The 24,331-nt window shown below is 67.6% G+C and carries 13 protein-coding genes and 4 pseudogenes; 8 read left to right on the top strand and 9 right to left on the bottom strand.

The features are described from left to right. Positions 1–16: 16 nt before the first annotated feature. A complete protein-coding gene (locus tag AOZ06_RS42650; protein WP_054294562.1) occupies positions 17–4,612 on the bottom strand; it encodes a LamG-like jellyroll fold domain-containing protein in 4,596 nt (1,531 codons plus the stop codon). Between the two features lie 462 nt (positions 4,613–5,074). On the opposite strand from AOZ06_RS42650, the pseudogene AOZ06_RS42640 reads away from it, so the two are divergent. From AOZ06_RS42640 to AOZ06_RS42630, 3 genes and pseudogenes are all read left to right on the top strand, one after another. After that, positions 5,075–6,239: pseudogene (locus AOZ06_RS42640) on the top strand (IS3 family transposase). 534 nt (positions 6,240–6,773) lie between these two features. Further along, positions 6,774–7,889, top strand: coding sequence for a KAP family P-loop NTPase fold protein (locus AOZ06_RS42635; RefSeq protein WP_169799064.1), 1,116 nt, complete (start codon positions 6,774–6,776; stop codon positions 7,887–7,889). 112 nt (positions 7,890–8,001) lie between these two features. Beyond that, the gene (locus tag AOZ06_RS42630) at positions 8,002–9,732 is read left to right on the top strand and encodes an Hsp70 family protein (protein WP_054294560.1); all 1,731 of its coding nucleotides are present in this window, start codon (positions 8,002–8,004) and stop codon (positions 9,730–9,732) included. 142 nt (positions 9,733–9,874) lie between these two features. On the opposite strand, the gene AOZ06_RS42625 is transcribed toward AOZ06_RS42630, so the two are convergent. Together AOZ06_RS42625 and AOZ06_RS42620 are read right to left on the bottom strand one after the other, a co-directional pair. Further along, a complete protein-coding gene (locus tag AOZ06_RS42625) occupies positions 9,875–11,497 on the bottom strand; it encodes an alpha/beta hydrolase (protein WP_054294559.1) in 1,623 nt (540 codons plus the stop codon). Positions 11,498–12,048: 551 nt separating this feature from the next. Continuing rightward, positions 12,049–12,591, bottom strand: coding sequence for an amidohydrolase family protein (locus AOZ06_RS42620; protein WP_083472304.1), 543 nt, complete (start codon positions 12,589–12,591; stop codon positions 12,049–12,051). Between the two features lie 446 nt (positions 12,592–13,037). Here AOZ06_RS42620 and AOZ06_RS42615 point away from each other — a divergent pair, with 446 nt between their 5' ends. From AOZ06_RS42615 to AOZ06_RS62515, 4 genes and pseudogenes are all read left to right on the top strand, one after another. Next, a complete protein-coding gene (locus AOZ06_RS42615) occupies positions 13,038–13,589 on the top strand; it encodes a TetR/AcrR family transcriptional regulator (RefSeq protein WP_054294557.1) in 552 nt (183 codons plus the stop codon). A gap of 253 nt (positions 13,590–13,842) precedes the next feature. Then, entirely contained in the window at positions 13,843–14,526 is a 684-nt protein-coding gene (locus AOZ06_RS42610) for a cupin domain-containing protein (RefSeq protein WP_157233550.1), read from the top strand. A 652-nt stretch (positions 14,527–15,178) separates the two neighbouring features. Then, positions 15,179–15,775 carry a hypothetical protein gene (locus AOZ06_RS42605; RefSeq protein ID WP_054294555.1) on the top strand — a complete coding sequence of 199 codons (597 nt, stop codon included), beginning with the start codon at positions 15,179–15,181 and terminating at the stop codon, positions 15,773–15,775. Continuing rightward, positions 15,693–16,627: pseudogene (locus AOZ06_RS62515) on the top strand (polyprenyl synthetase family protein). Before AOZ06_RS42605 ends, AOZ06_RS62515 begins: the two are co-directional and overlap by 83 nt. Before the next feature lie 222 nt (positions 16,628–16,849). On the opposite strand, the gene AOZ06_RS42595 reads toward AOZ06_RS62515, so the two are convergent. Both AOZ06_RS42595 and AOZ06_RS42590 read right to left on the bottom strand, forming a co-directional pair. Continuing rightward, entirely contained in the window at positions 16,850–17,860 is a 1,011-nt protein-coding gene (locus AOZ06_RS42595; protein ID WP_157233548.1) for an IS4 family transposase, read from the bottom strand. Next, a complete protein-coding gene (locus AOZ06_RS42590; protein WP_054294553.1) occupies positions 17,823–18,770 on the bottom strand; it encodes a hypothetical protein in 948 nt (315 codons plus the stop codon). The genes AOZ06_RS42595 and AOZ06_RS42590 overlap by 38 nt, the downstream gene beginning before the upstream one ends. Before the next feature lie 230 nt (positions 18,771–19,000). On the opposite strand from AOZ06_RS42590, the gene AOZ06_RS42585 reads away from it, so the two are divergent. Next, the gene (locus AOZ06_RS42585) at positions 19,001–21,496 is read left to right on the top strand and encodes a M14 family zinc carboxypeptidase (protein ID WP_157233547.1); all 2,496 of its coding nucleotides are present in this window, start codon (positions 19,001–19,003) and stop codon (positions 21,494–21,496) included. Between the two features lie 58 nt (positions 21,497–21,554). Here the strand turns inward: AOZ06_RS42585 and AOZ06_RS42580 are convergent, their stop codons facing one another. The 4 genes and pseudogenes from AOZ06_RS42580 to AOZ06_RS60870 all read right to left on the bottom strand — a co-directional run. Next, a complete protein-coding gene (locus tag AOZ06_RS42580; protein ID WP_054294551.1) occupies positions 21,555–22,310 on the bottom strand; it encodes a hypothetical protein in 756 nt (251 codons plus the stop codon). 74 nt (positions 22,311–22,384) lie between these two features. Continuing rightward, on the bottom strand, positions 22,385–22,765 hold the full coding sequence (locus tag AOZ06_RS59400) for an NPCBM/NEW2 domain-containing protein (RefSeq protein WP_236952499.1): 381 nt from the start codon (positions 22,763–22,765) through the stop codon (positions 22,385–22,387). Positions 22,766–22,936: 171 nt separating this feature from the next. Then, a pseudogene (locus AOZ06_RS60875) lies at positions 22,937–23,212 on the bottom strand (NEW3 domain-containing protein); the annotation flags it as partial. A 73-nt stretch (positions 23,213–23,285) separates the two neighbouring features. After that, a pseudogene (locus tag AOZ06_RS60870) lies at positions 23,286–24,257 on the bottom strand (glycoside hydrolase family 27 protein); the annotation flags it as partial. Positions 24,258–24,331: the final 74 nt, after the last annotated feature.

Raw genomic sequence — 24,331 nt, 5'->3', positions numbered from 1 at the left:
TGTTCTCCCCAGGAGGTCAGGCGGAGCCGTAGGACTTGTGGAGTTCCCAGACGCGGTCGGTGCTGAGGGCGCCGGTGTACACGCGCACGTCGTCGATGCGGCCAGTCCAGTACCGGCTGTATGCGTTGTCGTGTTTGGAGCGGCCGAGTTGCAGCCCCTCACCACCCGCCCACGGAGTCAGCAACGTGCCGTCGCCGACGCGCAGACCGTTGACGTAGAGCCAGATCTTCTTGGCCCTGGCGTCGTAGACACCGGTCAGGAGGGTCCACTTGTCCTCGCCCACCTCGGTGGGCAGCACCGACAACGCCGCCTGCGTGACCGTTCCGTTCTGCTCGGGCATCTCGAACGTCCACGCGCCGAGTGAGTTCTCGTAGCTGTCCTTGATGTGGCCCAGCCGGAATTTCCCGCCCTGACCCGAGTCGAGGCTGACCGCCGTCACCTCTCCGTTCTTCGCCTCCCGGAGGTTCACCCACGTGCTGACGGTGAAGCTCTGGTCGGTGCGGACGTCCATGCCCGTGGTCGAGACCGCGTCGTCGACGCCGTCCAACTTGACAGCGTTGCCCTGCCCCCGGCCTGGCGCGAAGGTGCCACCACCGTGCACTGTGCCGCCACGTGCGCCGACCGAATCCGCCACCGTGGTGCCGCCGGTCTCGTCGAGCTTCAGGTTGTGCACCAGGGCGAGGTCACGGCCCGCGATGGTCCGGATCTCGTCTTCGAACAGGATTCGCTGGTAGGTCCGCACGTCGTCGATGGCGCCGTGGAAGAAGCCGACCAGCTTCCCGGCGACCTGACCGCGACCGATCAGCAGGTTCTTGGTGCTGCCCATCGGTGCGTCGAAGGGTTTCGTGCCGACCACGACACCGTTGACGTACAGGGAGATCTCCTTGCGCTGCACATCGTGCACGCCTGCGAGGTGCGTCCAGACACCTGGCTGCACGCCGCCGCCGGTCACCGAGACCGTCGCCCCGGATGCCGTCGCTGTGGTGAACGCCCATTCCCGGTCGTCCTCGGTGTGCAGTGCGAACCCGCTGCGCTCCGTCGGCGTGCCCGCAGCCGCTCCGTCTTGGGAGACCGCGGTCTGCGCCACGCCTGCCGCCTGGGGTTTCACCCAGGCAGACACCGCGTAACTCCGCGTGGTGTCGATGGAGTTGGGTGCCGAGATGCGGTCGTCGACGCCGTCGAGGTTGACGGCGAGGTCGTCGGCGTTGGGCGTGGTGCTGTGCCCCGGAACCCAGGTCGGGGTGCCGTAGAGCGTACCGTTGCGGCCGCTGCCCGAATCGTCGGCGGCGTTGCCGTCGAGCTTCCACGAGCCCGTGGCCACCGCGTCGGCGGCGATGATGCCCCTGATCTCAGCCTCGTCGATGACGCGCGTGTAGGCGCGGACCTCGTCGACTCCACCAGCCCAGTAACTGTTCATGTTTCCGTTCCACCTCACGCTTCCCACTACGAGCGAGCCACTTGACGGGGTGTAGCTGTTCCACGGTGCGGTGGCGGCGAGCACACCGTCGACATAGAGCTTGATCTGCTTGCCTGGCCGGTCGAAGACACCCGCGAGGTGCGTCCAGGTGCCCAGCTTCGACGGCATCGAGGAGCGCGCTTGGGCACTGGGTATGCCCGGGGTGTCCTGGGACGCGGTGGCCAGCAGCTCCCACCTGCCGATGCCGTTCACCTGACGTTGGCTGAGCGCGAAACCGCTCCTCGGGCTGGCGTCCTGGGACAGGATGTTGTACGACCGGCCGTCGGGGCCGGTCTTGTCCTGCTTCACCCACGCGGTGACCGCGAAGCTCTGGTCGGTGCGCAGCACGGACTCACCGGTCTCGGCCGTGTCGTCGACACCGTCGAGCTGCAGCCCGTTGCCGACAGCGCCGGGACCGAACTTGGCGCCCGCCTTCAGCGTCATCGGAGTGCCGCCGGGGACGTTGTTGGCGCCGGTGTCGTCGAACTTCCATTGTCCTGCTTGGACGTTTCCGAGGCCGACCAGCGCACGTACCTCACTGCCGACCAGCGCCCTGTCGTACACGCGGACCTCGTCGACCGCACCCTTCCAGCGCTGCCCGACCAAGCCCGCGGCACCGATGTGGATTTCGCCGCCGACACTCCGGTCGTTCGCAGTGCGTTGTGCCGTACCGACAAGCGTCCCGTTGACATACAGCCGCAGCGTCCGGACCGTCGCGTCGTACACGCCGGTGAGATGCGTCCAAGCGCCTGGCTGCGGCGCACCGGCCGGGGAAGACGCGAAGTCGCTGTTGACGTCCAGTGCCGAGCGGATCATCCCGAAACCCCAACTGTTGCCGCGCAGCCAGGACAGCTGGAATCCGGGCAGCGAGGCCCCGATCTGACTCACCGCGGTGGCGTTGGCGTCCGGGTGTTGCGGATCGAGTTTGACCCACGCGGACACGCTGAAGCTCGCGCCGGTGAGCACGCTGTTCGGCGCGGACAGATAGCCATTCACCCCGTCGAGCTGGACAGCGGAACCGACCGCGCCCGCATCGGTCCACGTCGCACCGCCGTGGAGGGTGGCGTCCCTGTCGCCGACCTCCGCGTCGTCGCGGGTGTGGCCGTCGAGCGGCCAGAGCGACTTCGGTCCGAGACCCGTCCGCACGAGGAACGTGTACGTCGTGGGCTGGCTGAAGTTGCCCGCTCTGTCCACACTGCTCACCTGCAGCGTCTGGCGGCCGGTACCGCTTGGGGTCAGCCAGATGCCGGCGCTGCCGCCCAGGGTTTGGCCCTGGTCCAGTTCGACCGGTTCGCTCGGCGAACCCGCCCACGAATACCTGTAGTGGTCGACATCGTTGTCACCGTTCGACTTGAACGTGAACTTGTCCGCGACACCGGGGCCACCGTGCCAGTCGTTGTCCTGGCGGTACAGCACGCTGTCCACTATCGGCGGTTTGGGTGGTGTCCGGTCGACCACGAACGAAGGGCCGTTCACCCACACCCTGCTGTCGAGCGCGCCGTCACTGGCCGCGATGTTCCAGTCGACCCGCTGCCCGTCCGGCCTGTTCGACAGGGTGACCTCGGTGGCGAAAGTGGTGCCGGACGTGCCGGTGCCCATGGTCTGCCACTCGCCGTTGACGTGGACGCCGCCCCAGATGGTCCCCCCGTCCGGATCGGACAAGTCGCCCTTGAGCAGGACTCGGTCACCGCCCACATAGGGCATGCCACCGCAGTGCTTGCACGGCGTCAGGACCGGATCGGTACGGGGGTTCACTGCGTTGTTCGGGTAGTGGTTGTACTCGACGGAGATGTACGGGAAGCTCTCCGTGCCGTCGTTCTCCCGCGCGACGTAGAACCGCCTCCAGCCGTCCACGCTGTCCTCGTGCCGGTCCTTCAGCCCGAACACCAGGTTCTGATACTTCTCGGTGGCCCCGGCTTGCGTTGGTTTCAAGATGTCGAAGCTGGCCCAGCTGGGGGTGCAGTAGCCGATCTTGCCCACTGGCTGCGTGGAGTCGACCCGGTTGCCTTCCCACGACGGCTGGCGGTGCCATGTCGTGTCCGGACCGACATAGCTGAGAATGTGGAGGTCCAGCCACGGCACCTGCCTGGCGTCGCAGGTGTGCTGGTTCTTCCATCCCTGCTTGATGAAGAACTGCGCCTTGTTGATCACGGTCTCCCGCAGGGGGATCGCGTCGAACCGGAAGAGCGATCGAGCGGTGTCCGCCCTGTCGCAGTTCGGGCAGATGCCGACCCGCGCGACGCCCTTGGCCCGCTCGTCGTCGTCGCCAGGCGCCGGGTTGTGGTACGCGATGTCCGGCCAGCCGCTGCGGACCACCGACCACTCGGCTTGACGCGGCCCGTGGTAGCTGTACTGCGGATCGACGGTGATCGGCAGTGTGGCCGCCGGGTCGGTCAGCAGGGCGCGGTCCGGCGTCAACGCCAGTTCCGTCGCACCGACCGCGACCCCGACAGCCGCCTTGCGGTCCCCGCTGTCCCACATGGTCGCCGCGGGTGCGCTGAAGACGGTCTCGCCCTTCTCGTCGACCGCCTTGAGCGCGCCCTTGTCCTCGCTCAGCCGGACGCCCTTGGTCGTCAGCCCGAAGGCGACCTCGGTCAGCGCGGCGGCGGCCTCGCGCGTCTTCACCACGAGCTCGTGCCCGAAACCCGCACGGCCCGCCCTGGCCCGCAGATCAACCCCGGGCATGACCTCCGGGTACGTCGCGGTGTCACCCGAGATCACCGGCGCGGGAAGGGGCTTCGGCCAGCTCAGCGCGAGCTCGGCCCCACCGGCCGTCATCCGCGCGAACTGCTGCGCACCGCCCCCGGAGAACACGATCTCAGCCTCGGTGGCCCGCGTCACGACCGCACCGTCACCGCGCTTGACCAGCGACGGATCGATGTCGAGCCACCGGCCGTCCCGCTTGAGCCGCGTCGCCACCACGGACTGCTCCATGGTCATGGATCCGCTCGGATTGGCGAAGAACCTGGCGTTCTCCGTCTTCAGGCTCGCCACTTCGACCTGCGAGCCCTGGTTGCGCGCGGCGACGAGCGCCGCGTGTTCGGTCTCGGCCGCCGCGATCGGCTTCGGCTCGGCAGGTGCCACCCCGGCGGCGTTCTCACCACCGGGCTGCCATGTCGTTGCGGCGGTACCGACCAACGCCGCCACCACACCCACGAGCACACATCTTCGAACTCTCACCATCGCCCCCACGCGAAAGGCGGCTGGCACCCCACCAGCCGCAACCGCTGCGAGTGTGCTGAAAGCGGCTTCTGTCCTCCTTCAAACGCCCCTGAACCCGTTTTGAAGCGGCCTGGGGGCAGCGGGGCGTCAGGCATTCGCACCGAACCCGCCCCGTCACCGACGCTGGCGCCCAGTCGTCGGCGCTGAGCTCCTCATGAGGGGAACGGGTTGGTACCCGGTGACGCGGTCCAGAACCCGCGGCGCAACGGTGCGCTCGCCGCCGACCTCCTCGGCCTCCACGTCGACACCGCAGTCCGCTGAGACTGGGCCGGCTACCTCGCCGCACGAGCCGCGGAGCACAGCAAGCCGCAGTGAGAACAGTAGCTCCGGGTCTGCTGCACCGTTGGGTGACATCTGAGTTGGCTTGCCGTGATGGTGAGCTGGGAGGATGTCGCTGTGCCCAAGCCCTACCCCCAGGAGTTCCGCGACGATGTCGTGCGGGTCGCTCGCGATCGTGAGCCCGGCGTGACCGTCGAGCAGATCGCCAAGGACTTCGGGGTGCACCCGATGACCTTGTTCAAGTGGCTGCGCCAGGCCGGGATCGACGAAGGCGTTCAGCCCGGTGTGAGCAAGACCGAGTCGGCTGAGCTGCGCGAAGCGCGCAAGCGGATCAAGCTGCTGGAGCAGGAGAACGAGGTCCTTCGCCGGGCGACCGCGTACTTGCCGCAGGCGAACCTGCCGGGAAAAGGCTCTGCCCGCTCGTGAACGAGCTCGCCGCGGACGGGATCCCCGTCGCGGTGACGTGCCGGGTCTTGGGCATCGCTCGACAGCCGTACTACCGGTGGCGTGCCCGGCCGGTCACCAAGACAGAGCTCGAGCGGGCATATCGGGCGAACGTGTTATTCGACGCGCATCGCGATGATCCGGAGTTCGGCTACCGGTTGCTGGCCGGCGAAGCGCGTGACGCCGGCGTGTCGATGGCGGATCGGACGGCCTGGCGGATCTGCTCGTCCATGGGCTGGTGGAGCGCGTCCGGCAGAAACGAGGCCGCAAGGGGAAGAAGGCCGGTCCGCCGGTGCACGACGACCTGGTCCGCCGCGACTTCACTGCCACGGCGCCGAACCGGTTGTGGCTGGCGGACATCACCGAACACCGCACCGCTGAGGGAAAGCTGTATCTATGCGCGGTCAAGGACGCCTGTTCCAACCGGATCGTCGGCTACTCCATCTACTCCCGGATGAAGTCCCGCCTCGCCGTCACCGCGCTCACCAACGCCCTCGCCCGCCGCGGACACGTCGCCGGCTGCGTGGTGCACACCGACCGCGGATCGCCATTCCAATCCAGGAAATTCGTCCGCGCGCTCGCCCGCCACGGCCTGTCCGGCTCGATGGGGCGGGTCGGCGCCGCCGGAGACAACGCCGCCATGGAAAACTTCTTCGCGTTGCCGCAGAACAATGTTCTCAACCGGCGCACCTGGACCACCCGAGACCAATTCCGGACCGCGATCGTCACCTGGATCGAACGCACCTACCACCGCCGCCGACGCCAAGCCGCCCTCGGCCGGTTGACCCCTATCGAATACGAAGCAATCATGACCACGCCAGCCAGCCAGGCTGCGTGACTACCACTGTCACCTACCCGTGCAGCAGACCCGCCGGACGTCGGGTTCGTGGTGGCCCGATCGAGTTGGAGTTCGGGGTCGAGCTTCATCGACACCGCCCGACACCGCCGACTCTGACCACCCCGCGACTGGCTCGACAACCCACTCCATCGACGACGCCTGGTACACCACACTGCCCACCTGAACCAGCAACCCCACCTTCCCGGCGGGTGTTGCGTTGGCCTGGCGATTGCGTTCAAGCGCCGGTATTGTCGCAGCTTTCTTCCACGTGCATGTAGTGGAAAGCTGGACGACACTTCATAACTTCGAGCTGGCGATGGAGGGTGCAGCGGTGGAAGCACGGATTACCGTCGATGGACGCGCCGCCGATGTCGAAGCGTTATGGGACTGGCTATGCTACGAGCTGGATCTTGCCCGACACTATGATCAATTCAAGCTGAGTGGCGATGATTCTTCAGCAGGGTGGCCGTACCCTCAGGTATACGCACGTCCCCGGAGCGCCTCATGAATAGTAGCGCTGTCCCGCCGTTGCTCTTGACCGACAACCCGATCACCGGCCGGGGGGACGATCAATTCGGGTTCGGCGCGCACAGCCGCGTTCTCTGCGACGCGATTCAGGCAGCCGTCCACCTGCCCCTGACCGTCGGTGTCTTCGGACCGTGGGGAACAGGCAAGTCCAGCTTCCTGAACATCTGCCGTGAGATGTTGGACCGGCGCGGGATCCCCACGATCGCTTTCAACCCGTGGAAGTACGACGAGAAGGAAGCGATCTGGCACGCGCTGATCCAGACGATCCTCACGGAGATCGCTGGGGAGCCGGACGGACGGCGCCACGAACTAGTGTCCAGCCTCAAGCATCTGAGCAGCACCGCCACGTGGCTTCTCATGCGCCGTGTCACCGGTCCCCTGACCGCGGGTCTCGTCAACGGCGACGACCTGGTGGCAGCCCGGGATGCCTGGCAGACCAAAGGCGTCGAGAACTACCGGCACATCAACCACTTCGAGGCGGATTTCGCCGAATTGGTGCGGTCCTTCGTCGGTGACCAGGGACGGCTCGTGGTGTTCGTCGACGACCTGGACAGATGTCACGGCGACACCGCCATCGCGGTGCTCGACGCCCTTAAGCTCTTTCTCGGCGAAGCGTCCTGCGTTTTCGTACTGGCCATGGACTCCGATGTGATCTCGGCGGCAGCCGCGAAGCGCGTCGACGGGGATCACGCACGCGGGCGTCAGTTCCTCGAAAAGCTGATCCATTTTCCCTATCACCTGCCGGAGGTACGGTTCGAGGCGGTGTTCCGGCAACTGCAGGATTCCGTGGTGGCGGAGCTCAGCGGGGACCCGGCGCTGTGGCAGCTCGCCGAGGAAGCGTTCGGCGAAAATCCGCGACGGATACGCCGCTTCGTTTCGGCGCTCAACCTCACTGCGGCAACGCTCCGGTTGCACTCGCAACCGAGCAGGGACCGGCTGATGCAGACGGCGATCCTGCTGGCGCTCCGGATGCGCTTTCCCGATTCTTCCGGCGGGTCCAAGCGAATCAGGCGGTATGGGTACGGCTGGACGAGGCCGCTCGCACCCAGAACAACTCCGGGCTACGCCAGGACGAGGTGGAATTGGCCGCGGCCGAACCCGCGTTGTCGAACCTCCTGCTGACCGTCACGCCAGGTGACCATAATGGGTGCTCGTTCCCACCCATCCCGACGAAGGCGCAAATCGAGGTTGTCACGCAGGTCCTGACGGTGACCGGCGGGCTAGGAGATCCATCATGACCGCCGAGGCCCGTTACGTGATCGGGCTGGACATCGGCGACGGCGAAAGCTGCCTCGGATGGGCCCCACTCGACCGCTCCGAGCCGACGCGGATCTATGCGCGGCCGCGCTCCGGGGAACGCAGCATCGTGACGGCCATGGCGCAGTCGCCGTCCGACGCAGAACGACGCCGACTCATCGGCGACGAGGCCGTGACCAGCCGCGGGGCGACACACTTCAGCGTCAGTTTCAAGGCAGTGCCGGACGCGCTCTCCCTGGAGACCCCGGCTGCCGTCATCTTCGCGCAGTCCCTGCTGACCGAGTTCCGGGAGCACCATCCGGAGGTCTTCCAGGACGGCATGGCGTTCGTCGGACACCCGACGGGATGGTCTCCCGAGGCGGTCGCCGCGTACGACCGGCACCTCGGCCTGCTGGGCCTGCCGGTGCGGCTGATGCCGGAGTCGCAGTCGGCCCTCCTGCACGTACGCGACGAGGGCCGCGACGAGAAGCAACTCGAACGGGTCCTGGTCGTCGACATCGGCTCGTCCACAACGGACTTCACGATCGTCGAGGATCACTCACCGAGGAACCTACCGGTCGGCGGCACGCCCGGCTGCCGGCAGATCGATGAGCAGCTCGCCGGCATGGTCCGGGCCGCGCTGCACCACGACGCGGCGCTGACAGAGGCGCTGGCCGCCGACGGCGGCCCGGAGTTCCTGCTCCTCGCCTGCCGGTGGGCCAGGGAGGCACAGTTCTCCGGCAGTTCGCGACGGATCATGGACTTGTGCGTGTCGTGCGAGGAACGCTTCCGGCCCATTGTCGCGACCGCGTGGACATGGCTGCAAGGTCTCGAGATCCCTCAGATGGTGGCGGCGCCCGGCGGCTGGGGCGAAGACTTCCGTGCCGTGCTCACCGAGGTGGCGGACCTGCTCGGCGACCGGCGCCCGTACCTGATCGTGCTCACCGGAGGCGGGTCGCGCATGGACCTCGCCGATCGGTTGTGCCGCGAGGTTTTTCCCACCTCTGTTGTCGAGCAGGACGAGGATCCGGCGTTCGCGGTCGTCCGTGGGCTGGTGAGCAACGCGCAGCATCGGGCCAACGTTGGCCGCTTTCGGCGTGACGTAACCGAGCTGATACGGGCACCGGAGACCGAGAAGAAAGTCCGGTCAGAGGCGGCGGTGGCACTCGACAACATGAAGGACAAGGTTGCCGCCCAGGTCGCCCAGGTGCTCAAGGCGGGTGGCTCGGCCGCCAGTCTGGCGAAACACATTGAATTCGGCGTGTTCGAGGCGAAGCGCGCCCTGGAGGAATCCCTCACCTACTACCTGTCGATGCGGGTGGAGAGGATCTGCAGGCGTTACGGCGTTTCGTACCGTCGTAAGCCGCTCAAGCTGACCCTGCTGCCCAGCGTATTCACCGATCAGCTGGGCCGCATTCTCGAACGCGCCGGCAAGGCCGAACGATTCACGCAACACAGCATGCCGGCGGCGGCTCACGATCTTCTGAAATTGGCTCTCGATCGACTCAAAGGGAAGTTCGCATCGACCGTGGGGATAGCGTCCGCGATTGGTGCCGTCGCCAGCTCCGGCTTGGTTGCCGACCGCGCCGCGCGAAAATGGATCCAGCGCAAGCTCCGCCTCGGCGAGTACTCGCCGGACGAGCTCGACAAGATCACCGCCGAGGTGATGGCAATGATCACCGAGCAGACCAACGATGGAGCCCGCGAACTGGAGCGATGGCTGGCCTGAACCATCGCCGCCGGTGCTACGTGGCGGCCTCCAGGAGTAGATCTTGGCTTCCTCGGGCCACTGGTGGACAGTCTGAGGTGAGGGAACCGGGCCTCCACCGGTTGGATTGGTCACCAGCAGGGGCCCGGCTCGCTTCACTGGATCACGCGGCGGGCGGCGCCAGCAGCGGGACCCCGGGAATAGTCTGATCCTGGGGAAGGACGCCGTCGGCGAGATAGCTGTCGACGATGTCGTCCAGTCGCTTGTTGGGAGCAGGGGCGGCCGCGTAAAGGCCGTGGTCACCTTCGCCGGAAACGGTGATCATCCGGGAGCCCTCGAACCCCGCGTGCGCGAGGCGGGCGCCTTCGATCGGTGTCGCCGGGTCCTTCTCGGACTGGATCATCAGCACTGGCGGAACGCCCCGACCGTTCACAACCTGCGTCGGCGTTCCCTGCTTGTTCCAGAAAACGCACGCCTGGTAGTGCCGCGACGGGCCGAGCAGCATCAATCCATTGTCGATGTAGCGCTGCGACTCCGCGACGACACTTTCGCGGTCACCGGGCCAGGGACCGTCGTTGCACTGGATCGTCCAAAAACTCGCCTGGTACGAGTCGTCGATGACCGCGGCGGGTCGCGGCCCGAGTTGGTCGGCAGCCAAGTTCTGCTCGGCCTGCTTGAGCTGCCTGACAGCCGCGTCCTTCTGCTCGGACGTGGCGTTCTGACGGGTCAGCTCGCGGATGTTGACCAGCGAGGTGGCCGCCCAGTGGAACCGGTTCTTGTTGTACACCCCGGTTACGGCGAAGGAGTCGAAGTCGTCCGGTGTGATCTTCATTCCGCCGTACTCGACCGGGCGGACAGCCACGGCCGCGCGAATGTCCTCGAAGGTCTGCAGAGCCTCTTTGGCGGTGGCCCCCAAGTGGTAGACGTTGTCGTACTTGGCCAACCAGGGCAGGAAGTCCTGCCGCCAGCGCCGTTCAAAGCCGAGCGCCTGGTGGCGGAACATCGCCTCACGCCAGCTGGCGGCGGTGAAGTCCACGGCGGAGTCCAGCACGAACCGCCCGACGCGCTGGGGGAACCGCTGCGCGTAGTGGGCGCCCAGCCACGTGCCCCCCGAGTAGCCGACCCAGTTGATCTTCGATCGCTTCAGCAGCAGCCGCAACAGGTCGAGGTCCCGAGTGGTCTGGTCGGTGTTGATCAATGGGCCGAGGTCACCGGAGTACTGCTGGCAGGCCTCCGCCGCGCGTTGCTGGTTGTCGAGGGCGCGCCGCAGGTTCGCGGGGGAGCGATCCCGTGAATCGACGTTCGGGATCGAGGCGGGTACGCCGCCGCAGGAGATCTTCGTGCTCATACCGGTTCCGCGCGGGTCGAAACCGATGATCTCCTGGTTGACCCGCACCCGCTTCTGGTTGCGCAGTCGGGAGATGAAAGACCGGCCCTCCGCGCCGGGTCCGCCGGGGTTGACGAACACCGACTCCGTCGCCGGGCCGGACGACGGGAGCCTGTTGACCGCGATGGTGAGGTCACGCCCCTCTTCGGGCCGGTACCAGTCCCGCGGAGTCACATAGGTCGCGCACTCCATGTTCTCGGCCCCCGGCGGCGGTGCCGACGGCAGCTCGTCGGCGGCGCATAGATGCCAGTTCAACTGCTGACTCGCGTATCGCGACGGAACAGGCGTTGAGGTGAGCGCCCCGGCGCCTTCGGTGGGATCCGCGAAGGCGGGCGTCAGCCCGGCCAGCACGGTGCCTGCGATGGCCGGAATGGCCACCGCATAACGGATTCTCTTCATTTGTCGTGGTCCCAGTTTCGGTTGTCGACCCCAGTGAGGACCGCGCTGTCACACGGCCGTACGTAGTGATATCGGCATCTTCCTTCACTGGCAAGCGATTCCGGGCGTCTGCCGGACGCTGGACTTGATCACGGGCAGAGCATCGAATCCAGCCAGACAAGCCACACCGTGCGCGGCCCGACCCTGCCTAACCCACCCAGCGCGCGGCTCGGGTCGGTCGGGGGCGATCATGAGCCAGCTGCGTGGCGACGACAGTCAGTTACTCCGGACGAGTGGGTGTTTTCCCGGCGGTGCCCCGGCTGTCCGCTGTCCTCGGCTCGGCTCATGCGCTGCCTGTGACCACTCGGGATTCCCACCCGCACCAGCCGCAACTCCGCACTGATGGACCTTGCCACCACACTGCCCGCCGCCGTGCTGGCACCTCCACAACACCACGGCCACCCGCTGAACCACTGACGCAGGCAAGACCCGCACCGCCTACGCCGCGATACAGGTACTGTGAGATCCCCTTGCCTGTCGGCGTCCTCGGGCACCCGGCAAGTAGTGCGACATCACCGCTGCCAGGCGCGGCGGGCTGCGGCGGGGAAGAGCTCGCGGGTGCGGTCACGCACGCTGGTTCGGGCAATCGGCGAAAGCGCGGTCGTGGCCCGCAGGCCTTGGATGTTGCGTGCCAGCGATTGCTGGTTCGTACACGGAACACCCCAGTCGGATCCGTAGACGATGTGGTCTTCGCCGACGGTCTCCGCTGCGGCTGCCAGTTGCTGGTTGCTGGCGGCGGTGGCGGTGCCGACCCAGAGCCTGCGCAGTGCTGCCGCGATGTCGCCTCGACTGAGGCCTTGTGGGTTGGGCACCCATGCTTCGTTGCCCAGCAGGGCAAGGCGTCCAGCCAGGACGGGCAGTGCGCCACCGGCGTGTGCGACCACGAAAGTGAGGTTCGGGAAGCGCTTGAACACTCCCGAATACGGCATCGCCACGACTGTCCGCCGGTGTCGAACGCGACTTCGGCCAGCGGAGTGGGCAGACCGGCCGTAGCGGGCGCGTAGGCGTTGGGGTGGACGAAGACCACGGCGTGCCGGTTGTCGAGTTCCTGCCATATCGGGTCGAGCGCGGGATCGGCGAGTGAATGTCCTTTGTAGACTTTGTGACGGCCCGCCCGTCGCCGTGGCGTGGCGTAGGATTTCGCGTCCGCCCGGCGGGGAGCCGCGATACGGACCGTCGGATACGTCAGCGTGGAGAGCCGGTGCTCGGCGAAGGCCGTGGCCACGCGGTGTCGCAGCCGGGGTCCGCAGTTCCCCGGCTGCGCCGTGGCGCGGTCCGCGGTCGGGTCGAGAGGACCGGCCGCGATCAGGGGCAGCAGCGCGAGAGCGGGCCAGAACTGCCCGGACGCGACGACGCCCGCGCCCTCCGGTCGTCCGGCGAAGTGCGACAGAAGAGCTGCTACTTCGGGACGTGGCATGGGTTACTCCGCACGGTTGTCGGTGACTGACAACGGGGGTTAGGGTGAGGTGTGCCTCATCGGCGACCTGACAGCCGCCCGCGGATGCAGCAGGCGGCGCTCGAACTGTTCACCCGCGACGGCTATGCCGCTACGACCGCCGCGGCCATCGCAGCGCGGGCCGATGTCACTGAACGGACGCTCTTCCGGTACTTCGCGGACAAGCGGGAAGTGCTCTTCGATGACGGCCAACGGCTGGAGCACCTGCTCCTGGACGCTCTCAGTGCCGGATCACGCGTCGTAGCCGAGGCGCTCTCCCGGGCTTTGCGCGCGGTGGCCGTGGATATGCAGCCGCGGCGAGAGCTGCTCGTGCAGCGCGCGGCGCTCATCAGCTCCGTTCCCGAGCTGGCCGAGCGCGAGGTGTGGAAGATCCACGGCTGGACGCGGAGCATGTCCCGAACGCTGACGAGCTGGGGCATCGACGAGCTCACGGCCGCCGCGAGCACCGAGGTGGCCATGGCGTTGTTCCGCGCCGCGTTCACCCGATGGGTCGCCGACGGGGAGTCGAGAAAGCTCGTTGACCTGCTTGGAGAAGCCGAGACAGCGGTTGGACTGGGGTGGGGGTTCGCGGTTGTCGACGGGAGCCCGGAGGTGTAGCTGCCGACAGGCTTCCTTCACTGACGCGCCGAGGTCGACCGTGGAGAGCCGTTGAGGCTGCACGACGGCTCATGTGAAGGAGCCTTCGGTGATGAACCGGCGCAGGCCGCGGGCGAACGCCTGGGCAGCGTCTGGCGGCCAGGTGGTGAGACTTGCGGTGATGTGAGCGGCCAGACGGCGACGTAGCTCGTCCATCGCGCGTTCGCCGTGTTCGGTGGTCTTTTGGCCAAGATGTCTCGACCTTTGTGCCACTTTGGACAGTGGAGCTCGCGAGGAACTCGCCGGTCAGCCTATCGTCGCTTCTGCCGGGCTGCTACATAGCCTTGCCACCAAGGAAACGCTGATCGCGTCGTCGACGATGCGACGACCGCGCTCGTCCGCGAGCGCACGGTCCGCCGCTGGTGTCCACCACCACGACGTCAAGGAGTCCCTTTCCTCCTCGACAAGGAGTCCGCTCACCATGACCGATCCAGCCCCCTACGCGGTTGCCGCGCGTACCCTCGTGCCGGACGTCGGCCCGCAGGGCCAGATACTCGCGACCGCGATCACCACAGAGGTGTGCGGTAGCCGTTCCCTCGGCGTTGCTTACGTGGCCATGAATCCCCTTCTCCACACCCACGCGCACCGCCACAGCACCAGCGATATCGTGGTCACTGTGATCGCCGGGACCGCGGCCACCGTTTACGGCGAGGAACTCCAGCACACCGTTGTCCACTACACCGGTGACTCCATGTTCATCCCCGCCGGGGTCCTGCACGCCGCGATCAACCTCTCCGACGAGGTGGTCCACGCCGTCGAAACCCGCACCGACCCCCATTTTCACGACTCCGACGTCGAACTCGCGCCCGGTCTCGATCCCACCGTCGGCGCGATCGCTGCCCGGCTCCAGGCGGAACACGCGGCCGGTTTGCTGTGTCCGCAACCCGGCGCCGCCTGATCCACCACGCTCCACTCGCCGCGCCGAGGAGCCGCACCGGTTCCTCGGCGCTGGGACATCGTCACCAGTGCCACCGATCACCCGTTCCCCAGCGAATTGGACATTCGATGAACTTCCCGGTTCCCGCGCGAGAAAACACGCTGTCGCAGGTAGCCGATGCACCGATCCCCATGCACTGGAAGCACCACATCGACGCGGTGCGAAACGGTGCGGTCGTCGAGTTGACACCGCGGTACGCACTGCACGCCGCACCTGTCACCAAGGCGTCTCCGCGTGCCCGGCGGAAACTGGATGAACTGCTGGCCGTCCTGGGCGCCGATGGACTCACACTGGGCACCGCCGCAGTGGGGGAGACCACACCCGCGGGCACCAACTGGTATTCGTCCCTCACCGGGGTGGACGGCGAGTGCCATTGGGTCCGCGGCGCCGGGCTGAGGAATCTGACGGCCGTCGACTTCCACGAGCTGAGGTTGTCCACGGGAATGTGCTTGTGGGGCGCGGGTGCGTTGAACGTGCTTGCCGGGTCCGGCGAGGTGGCGTTGACCTCGGGGAAGGGCAAAGCGTTGCGCGAGTCACCTCCATCACGAGCCGTTCCTCCTCGTCGGTCTACGAGACCGCCACCAGCGAGGCCTTCACGCGGTTGGCTGGCGCAGTGCAGGGCACGACCGCGCTGAAGACCCATTCGGTGTTGCGGTGGGACCTTCCCCGGCTGCACTACCTCCTGGCGTTACTGGACGACCAAGGACGCGCGATGTTGCGGCCTGCGCTGTGGCGACAGTGGCAGAACGAGGTGGACGAGCGCGCTGCGCGCGTACGTGCGCTGATCGCCGCCCGCAGTGGGCAGGCTGGCCTGGACGTGACCATCGTGCGTTCTTTGGAGGTGGTGCGGGACACCGCGTACGGCCGCACACCCGGCCGGACTCCGCGCCAGGCGCTCGAGTTCCTCGCGCGTGGCAACGAGGCGTGGCGGATCGCAGCGTCGGTTCGCACCGTGGGAACGTACCTGGACTTGACGCGTTTGGCTTACGCCGTCGAGGTATTGGCGGCGGGATGCGCAGCGTTGCACGGTGAGCCCGGCCACCTGCTCATCACGATCTGGGATCCTTCCGAGACACGCATCCTGGCTGAGGCGCGCGCCATCGCCGCGGACGCGGGGTTGCACCTGGCTGCCGTGGGGCTGTATCCGTTGCCGAAACTGTTGCCGAGCACCGGAGGAAGCCTGCGCGCGTGCAAGGCGATCACCACATGACCGGGATGTTGGGACACATTCGATCCGGGAGCCCTACTGCGCGCTCGGCGGCTTCCGTGCGCTGTTCCCGCAGGCGCTCCACCCCAGGGCGGTGGCGGCCGTGGTGCGCAACAGCTCCTACCGCGAGGAGCCGTTGCAGCGACTGGCGGCGGTCCGGCGTTATCTCCGGGCCACCGGCCACCGACCAGTTCGTGGACCGCGCCCTCGGGCTGGTCGGCTCGCTGGCTGCGAAAGTCCCGTCCTCGGCCTGGGACGCCATCGCCCGCTTCCTGCCCCAACCGTCATGACCGCCGCCGTGCTCCTGACCGACCTGGCCGCGCGGGTGGGCCCCGCACTCGCGGTGGCGGTGGATTCGCTGCCCGGACCGGTGCTGAGCGCCGCCCGTCATCAACTCGGCCCTGCCCACGCGGGCAGGACCGGGAAATCGCTACGGCCCGCGCTGGCCCTGCTGCACGACGACATCATCGACGGCGACGAGGTCCGACGGCACCGCGCCGCCGCCTGGCGGGTCCACGGCGTGGGGCCGGCCATCCTGGCGGGCGACGCGTTGACCGCGCTCGCCATGGACACCCTCTCGCGTGTGCCCCGGAGAGCCGACCTCGCACGTGTCTGGCCCGCACGCTGCGCGACCTCGTTGTCGGCCAGGTCTTCGACGTGGCCTTCGAAACCCGGCAGGCGGTAGCCACCGACCAGTACACCGCCATAGCCAACGGCAAGACCGCGGTGCTCATGCAGGCCGCCTGCGAGATGGGGGCGCTGCTGGCCGACCCCGTTGCCGACCGGATTCCGGCAACCCCTGCTTCCGCTCCGACGGTTGGCTGGCTTGCTTCTACTCGGCGACGGCCACCCTGACCAGGGTCGTCGTCGGGACGCCAGCGAGGTGAAGCGGATCGCCGAAATACGGGCCCGGCCGGGAAACACCGCGCCGATCCTGTCGAGCGGAGTAACAAGCGCCACTCCGGTTACGCCACGGCAACGGGCGATGTCACATGTAGCTACCCTCCGGTAGCACCTATGGGCTCTGTTCTGTTGGGCTAGCGGCAATGCCGTGTAGTTAGGTCTTGGGCTGGCCAGTCAAGGGTGTGGCGGGTCGAGGATGTCGATGCTGATGGTTGCTTTGTAGCCGGTTCTGTCCACGGTGCCTCGTGCGTCGTATTTGGAGATGGCTCGTTTGACGACGCGGGGGCTGGTTCGGATGCGTCGGCTGGGCAGGAGGTTGGCCAGGACCTGTCTGCCGATGGTGCCCACGAGGTCGATCACGGTGTCGGCGATGACGCCCGCGGCGTGGATGATCTGGTCTCGGGCGGCGTGCAGGGCGATGCTGAACCCGGCTCGGTCCGGGTCGATGCCGGGGCGGGTGCTGGTGGCGTCCGCCATCACGGTGCGCAGGAGCTGGTAGGTGACCAGCAGGGCGTAGACCTCTTGTTCGACACCGTCTGGGGTGCGGGCGCGCAGGACCCGTCCACCCAGGACACTGGACTTGATCTCCAGGTAGGCGGTCTCGATCTCCCACCGTTGGTGGTAGAGCGTGACCAGCTCTGAGGCGGGATGGCGGTGGTGGTCGAGCAGCGTGGTGACCAGGCGGCAGAGACCTGTTCGCCGCCCGGTGCTGGTGACGATGGCGATCTCGGCGGTGATGACGCGGACCGTCACCGTGCCCAGCATCGACAGGTAGGACCCGTCGTCATAGCGGCGCAATGGCGGCAGTTTCCGGCTGGTCTTGACCCTGAACAGCACGTGCGCGCCTGTGGCGGCGATGGCGGCGATGAGATCGGCGGCGGCGAAGTTGCGGTCGGCCAGCACGATCGTGCCTTCTCGCACGCGGCCCGGCAGGCGGGCGGCGTAGCTGGTCTCGCCGCTGGTGACTGGGCCGAACACCGCGTCCAGCACGGTCCGGGTGCCGCAACTGACCAGCACCAGCATCCGCAGCAGCGGCTGGGAGGACCCGCCGTTGTTGCTGCCGGGCTTGGTGAACACGGTCAGGTTCGCGGCGCTGTCCGCGACGGTCATCGTGGTGCCGTCGAGCGCGACAGCACCACCCTTCGGGTTAGTCCGTCCGCTCCAACGGGTCCCAGTGACCGGCATAGCGCAACAGTGACTGGGCCAGGTCCGGATGTGTTGCGGCCCAGGTGGTGTCGAACAGGTACCACTGCTGGTAGCCGAACGTGTCGTCGATGTGGATCGCCATGTGGGCGAGGTGGTCGCTGACGTGGATCTTGGACAGGCCCGGGTCGCGCCCGTCGGTCAGCTCGTGGTCCCACGGCAGCCCCGGCCAGGGGGTCTCGTTGAGGTTGAAGCCCGGCCAGCGGTTGCACCGTTCCAGCGCCGGTCCGATGGTGTCGTCACCGGGCTCGACGAGTTCCCTGAGCACCAGCAGCTCCGGGTCCCAGTTCGCGTTCGGTTCAGTCGCGCGCAGGTGTGCGGCCAAGTTGCCCAGTGAGACTCCCGGGAACTCCCATGGTGTTGTGATGGCTAGTGATTCACCGTCGGAGAACGTCATCAGCACCGCGTACGTGGTCGCGTCGTCCGCGCCGGACTGACCGGCGGGCAGCACAGGAACGGACGGCGTGAACCGTGCCGGCGCGTCCGCTGTGTCCGGTAGCGGCCATTGGTCGTGCACGAGGTAGGCAAGCCGCTCCGGGGATTGGGCGATCACGGTGTCGTCGAAGAAGTAGTAGGCCAGTTCGACTTCGTCGTCATCCGTGCGCACTCGCAGCGAGTGCTCGTCGAGCCGGACGTAGTCCTCGCCGCCTTCGACGTACAGGTGCTTGTGCAGCGCCTCGCGCAAGTCGTCTGCGGAGGTTGGCACGGGCAAGCCGTGTTTGGCCGCGTTGTCGAAGATGCTGTCCAGGCCGTACGGGTCCACGCCCAGCTCGGGTTCCAGGTCCGCGGTGTGCCAGTTGCGTTGGAACCAGGCCAGGACCGATTCGTCGGGCAACCGGCGGACGTACTTGCTCAGCGGCCCCTCGTAGTGGGAGCGGTAGACGAAGAACACCGCGGGATCCTAGCGGGCGGGTTCATCCACGTCTGCCCGATTCTCCCGCGTCGACCGGGCAGACGTGGATGCGACGGCCCGTGCCGGTGGCACGGCCACGCGGGGCGGAACTCTATCGGTGCGGCGTTCCGCCACCGTCGGTAGTGCCTACTTTCGGCCCCCGCCGACGACGTGGCCGGTGACTTAAGGTCGGCCGGTTAGCTGGGTGGAGTGAGATGGGGTGCGAACCTATGGGGTCAGGACACAGATCCCCGTTGGCGTTACGGACGGGGATCGCTCTGGGGGCCGCCGGGTTGGTGGTCTTCGGTGTCACAGTTCCGTCCGCGACCGCGGCGGACAACGTGCTACGAGCCGACTCTTCGGCCAACCGGGCCTGTCACACGGCGGTCCAGTCGCGGCGGGCACAGGGGATCGACCAGCGCGAGGTCACTTCGACAGTCGACGGGCTGATCCAGGCCCGGCTCGCGCCGCGGGACGGCGCGGAGGGGGACTGGGACCTCGCCGTCTTCGACAAGGCGACCGGCAAGGTCGTCGCCGCGGCTGCCGCGTTGCGCAGCAGGGAACTCGCCGAGAGCTTCGTCAAGAAGGGGCAGCAGCTGGTCGTGCAGGGCTGCCGGTACTCCGGTTCGGCGCGGTCGGTCAACCTCGGCATCGACTTCCTCGCACTGACCCCGCAGGGCACTCCGACCGGGTCACCGCAGCAGCCGCAGCGGGCGGAGGTCGTGCGCGTCGAGACACCGTCGCGCACGGACAAGAGCAAGCTTCTCAGCCTCGGTCTCGACGTCACCGAGAAGGGTGACGACACCGGTGTCGAGGTCGTCCTCGCCGACGACGCCGACCGCAAGACGTTGCGGGAGAGCGGTCTGCGGTCGACGACGGTCGACGCGGACCTGTCGAGGACCGCGCGGGACGACGCGGCCAAGGACCGGGAGTACGCCGCCAAGACGCAGGCGTCAGGCCTGCCGTCCGGCCGCACCAGCTACCGCCACTTGTACGAGTACGAGTACGAGATGAAGGAGCTGGCGCGCCGCAACCCCAAGCTGGTGCGGGCGTTCACCCTGAACCACGCCTCGGTCGAGGGCCGGGACGTCACCGGCCTGGAGATCGCCACCGACGTGACCAACGCCGCCGACGGCAAGCCGGTCAACGTCACCGTGGGTGTGCACCACGCGCGTGAGTGGCCGGCCAGCGAGCACACCATCGAGTGGGCGTACGAGCTGGTCAACGGCTACCAGCGGGATCCGGCGATCAAGGGGCTGGTCGGCAAGACCCGCAACATCGTCGTGCCGGTGGTCAACGTGGACGGTTTCTCGATCTCCCGCGAAGCCGAGCCCAAGGGCGACTTCTCCCGGTTCGACTACGAGATGAAGCGCAAGAACTGCCAGACCGCCGACTCGCCGCCGCAGTTCCGCACCGGCATCTGCAAGGCCAACCCGGCGGGCAAGGACCGGGGTACCGACCCGAACCGCAACTACGCCACCTTCTGGGGCGGCAACGGCGCCAGCACGAGCTGGAACGGCGAGACGTTCCGCGGTGCGGGACCGTTCTCCGAGCCGGAGACCCGCAACATCCGCGACCTCGTGTCCAAGCGCCAGGTCACCAACCTGATCACGCTGCACACCTACGGCAACCTGATCCTGCGCCCGCCGGGCGTCGCCGACACCCGTGCGCCGCTGGACGAGCCGGTGCTCAAGGCGCTCGGTGACAAGATGGCGTCCCGCAACGGCTACCGGAGCATCCCGAGCTGGGGCCTGTACGACACCACTGGCACGACCGAGGACTGGTCGTTCTGGACCACGGGCGGTCTCGGCTACACGTTCGAGATCAACACCGCCGGGTTCCACCCGGCCTACCAGAACGCGGTCGTGGCCGAGTACACCGGCACGGCACCGGCCGCCGGTGCGGGCAAGGGCGGCAACCGTGCGGCGTTCCTCGACATGCTCGGCAGCGCGGCCGACCCCGCCGCGCACTCGACGCTGATCGGTTCGGCGCCGCGCGGCCACCAGCTCAAGCTGCACAAGACGTTCCAGACGCCGACCTCGCCGGTGCTGCAGCCGGACGGCTCGACCAAGCCGCCGATCTACGTCACCGACACGCTCGACTCGACGTACTCGTCGACCGGCGGGCGGTTCGCGTGGTCGGTCAACCCGTCGACCCGTCCGTACGTGGCGGGCCGGTACGGCCGCGAGCCGCAGGGGCCGAAGCAGACGACGGTGCCGTTGACGAACCCGGTGGGTGTGCCGGCGGAGAACACCGACTACCCGGGCAGCCCGGTTTCGGAGAGCATTCCGTTCACCGTCAAGGGCCTGCCCGAGGTGGACAACGGCCGGTTCGACGTGGTCGTGCAGTGGACGTCGCCGCAGACCGACTGGGATCTGTACGTCTACAACGCGGCCGGTGAGCTGGTCACGTCGTCGGCGTCCGGTGGCACGAACTCGGAGAAGGCGACCTTGTTCGACCCGCCGCCCGGCAACTACACCGCGGTGATGGTCAACTACGACCAGGTCGACCCGGCCAGCCCGGACGACTGGGCCAACGGCAGGGTCGAGTTCTCCTCGCCGGTCCCGCCGACCTACGGCACCCGTGAGGCCTACACCCTCACCTGCACCAACCGCAACGGCAAGCTCGTCGGCATCGCCGACGTGTTCGCCGACCGCGGGCAGACCGTCGATGTCGGCGAGGTCTGCACCAACTCGGCGCGTGCCAACAAGGAACGCCGCCGCTGACCCTCGGATGACGACAGCGGCAGGCCACCGAACCCGGTGGCCTGCCGCTGTTTCGTTGTCAGTTCGCGGGTGTCAGCCGCCATGCGCCGTACGGGTTGTGGAAGAAGTCGTCGTCTTCGTAGCGGTCGCACGGGTAGCTGTGCATGAGCCAGCGCGGGGATTCCGCGCTGAGCCGGAAACCTTCGCCGTCCTGGATCCGGCCTGCGCGTTCCTCGGTCAACAGGTAGATGGCCAGGCCGTCGGCGAGGTCGGCGCGCTCGTCCGGTGTTCCGGCGACACCAGCGGTGTCGATTTCGACCTCCGGGACTCCGAGCAGGTGCATGCCGCAGGTGTAACAGAGGCTGCCGTCCGAGATCAGCCGTTTGACGAACGCGCTGTGCAGCAGGATCTTCGCGAAGTCCTCGTCGGCGCCCGCCAGCTGGCCCGCGAGTGTGAGCCAATGGTCACGGCCGTGCGCGAGTCCGTTGCTTTCGTTCTTCACTGCCGTGACTCCGTTGCGCAGCAACGCATCCACCACAGCGAGGACACGCTGGGACACGTCGACGGACGTCTCCGCTGTCATCGGAGGCGACAGCACGTAGGTCACGGAGTCGTGTTCGGCCACAGCGGCCCAGTCGGCGTCGGTGAAGCTCGCCTCCGCCATGCAGGCCTTGAACGCGTCTGCCATCCGCGGGTCTGCCTCGTGCTCGCTGTACTCGCGGTCCACCGTGAATCCCAGCCCGCCGGCTTGGCGCACGACCTCTTCGACGGCTCCGAAGTCGAGCCCCGATCCGATGGCGCACAGGACATGGCGTGGTTTGACGACATTCACCACAACGAGCTCCGATCCCCTCAGGTGGAGGCCAAGCGTAGAGGACCGGGTGCCCGGCCGGGCCACGTGACTGGCCGCTACGAGCAGGTGATCCGCGCGTTGCCCCAGTCGGTGTGGTCGTAGTTCTTGTTGTCCCCGGCGTCGGTGGTGACCAGCCGGACGAAGGTGGCCCCGGTGACGTCGGCCGAGAGCGCCTTGGCGGGCATCTGGTTGGTGACGGTTGCGCTGTCGGTGACTTTGCGCCCGTCGGCCCAGATCTCGAACGTCCCGGTGCCGTTGGTGCCTTGTCCGTCGTCGATGCCGACGTCGGCGGTCACCGAGGTGCACCGGCTGTCGGTGTAGTACTCGATGACGCTGGGTGCGTGCGCGCCGAGGCCCTTGGCGTACTTCACCCCGCCGATGACGATCGGTGGCCCGTCACCTGGGCCCGTGTCGCCGTTGCTGGTGTCGAGTTCCACCGGGCCCCAGCCGCTGGTGGCGCGCAGCCACGTGAAGTCCGAGAGGAAGCCTGTGCTCGGCGGCGCGGGCGGCACCACCACGTCCAGTGTGTACGAGGCGTCCACGCCGGACTGGTAGTTCACCTTGACCTGTAACGAATAGTGCCCGGTCTTCGCTGTGGCCGGGGCCCGCACTGTCCACTTGGTGTTCAGGGAGTCGCCCGTGCGCAACGCGACCGCTGTCGACGGTGTGTCGGCGTGGACAGTCCACCCGGTGGGTGCGGTGAGCGCGGCGGCGACACGGATCGCGGGGCTGCGGCCGTGGTTGGTGGCTGCTGTGGTGACCGTGGTGTCTTTGCCGGGGCGGACGATCGGCGTCGCTCCGGGATAGGCCGCGGCGGTGTCGGCGCTGGTTTCGACCGCGGGTGGGTACGCGGCCCAGTGCCGGTCCGTGCTCACGCGGAACATCGCGCTGCCGTGGGGCTGGGACCGTCGCGGAGATGACGTCGGCGGTGTGCCGGTCGGCGTGTTGCCACAGGTCACGGACCTTGTAGCCGTTGGCGCGCGGCAGCCCGACCTCGGCGGCGGACGTCGAGATGCGGCTCGCCTGCTCGCCCTCGTTGAACAGCAGCACCGCCTTGTCGCCGTTGTGCAGCGGTTTCACCAGCACGTGCAGGCCGTTCCCGGATTTGATCGGCTTGCCCTGCACCCCGAGCGGGTCCTGGTCGACCGCGATGATCTCGCGGTTGCCGATGATCTCCAGCGTCTGCGGGGTGGCTTTGCGCAGGTCGGAGCCGATCAGCAGGGGAGCGGCCATGATCGCCCACAGGCCGAAGTGCGACCGGTACTCGGTGTCGGTCATGCCGCCGTTGCCGACTTCGAGCATGTCCGGGTCGTTCCAGTTGCCGGGCTTGGCGTGGGCGGACAGCGTCCAGTTGTGCTTGGCGATGGCGAGCATGCTGCTGTACGTGTCGGTGATGTCGCCTGTCGTGCGCCATAGGTGCCCGACGTCCGACGCCCACTCCCACGGTTTGTTCTCGCCCCACTCGCAGAGGGAGTACACAATCGGACGGCCGGTGCGGCGCAGGGCGTCCCGCATGGTGATGTACCGCTTCTTGGCGTCCACGCCCTGGTTGTTGCAGTTGTCGTACTTCAGGTAGTCCACGCCGAAGGACGCGAACAGGTCGGCGTCCTGCTGCTCGTGGCCGAGCCCGCCGGGGAACCCGATGTCGCTGCAGGTCTTCGTGCCCGCGCTGGTGTAGATGCCGAACCTCAGTCCTTTGCTGTGCACGTAGTCGGCGACGTGCTTGATGCCGTTCGGGAACCGCACCGGGTCGGCGACGAGGTTGCCGTCGGGGCCGCGCTGCGGCAGCGCCCAGCAGTCGTCCAGGTTGACGTACTGGTAGCCGGCGTCCTTGAGGCCTTTGCTGACGAAGATGTCGGCGATGCCCTTGACCATCGCCTCGTCGAACTCGGCCCGGCAGTGGGTCGAGTTCCAGTTGTTGAACCCCATGGGCGGTGTCATGGCGAGTCCGTCACCCGGAGTGACGGCGGCGGACGCCCGCGGCACGGCCAAACAGGCGGCGA

The sequence above is a fragment of the Kibdelosporangium phytohabitans genome (genome assembly GCF_001302585.1).
In the GTDB taxonomy this organism is placed as follows: Bacteria; Actinomycetota; Actinomycetes; order Mycobacteriales; family Pseudonocardiaceae; genus Kibdelosporangium; species Kibdelosporangium phytohabitans.
This window is presented reverse-complemented; position numbering and strand designations above follow the sequence as displayed.

What these genes read in the sequence shown, in the direction of transcription:
- AOZ06_RS42630 (WP_054294560.1), top strand. Translation starts at nt 8,002, where the DNA reads ATGACCGCCGAGGCCCGTTACGTGATCGGGCTGGACATCGGCGACGGC.
- AOZ06_RS42625 (WP_054294559.1), bottom strand. Translation starts at nt 11,497, where the DNA reads ATGAAGAGAATCCGTTATGCGGTGGCCATTCCGGCCATCGCAGGCACC.
- AOZ06_RS42620 (WP_083472304.1), bottom strand. Translation starts at nt 12,591, where the DNA reads ATGGCAGGAACTCGACAACCGGCACGCCGTGGTCTTCGTCCACCCCAA.
- AOZ06_RS42615 (WP_054294557.1), top strand. Translation starts at nt 13,038, where the DNA reads ATGCAGCAGGCGGCGCTCGAACTGTTCACCCGCGACGGCTATGCCGCT.
- AOZ06_RS42595 (WP_157233548.1), bottom strand. Translation starts at nt 17,860, where the DNA reads ATGCCGGTCACTGGGACCCGTTGGAGCGGACGGACTAACCCGAAGGGT.
- AOZ06_RS42585 (WP_157233547.1), top strand. Translation starts at nt 19,001, where the DNA reads ATGGGGTCAGGACACAGATCCCCGTTGGCGTTACGGACGGGGATCGCT.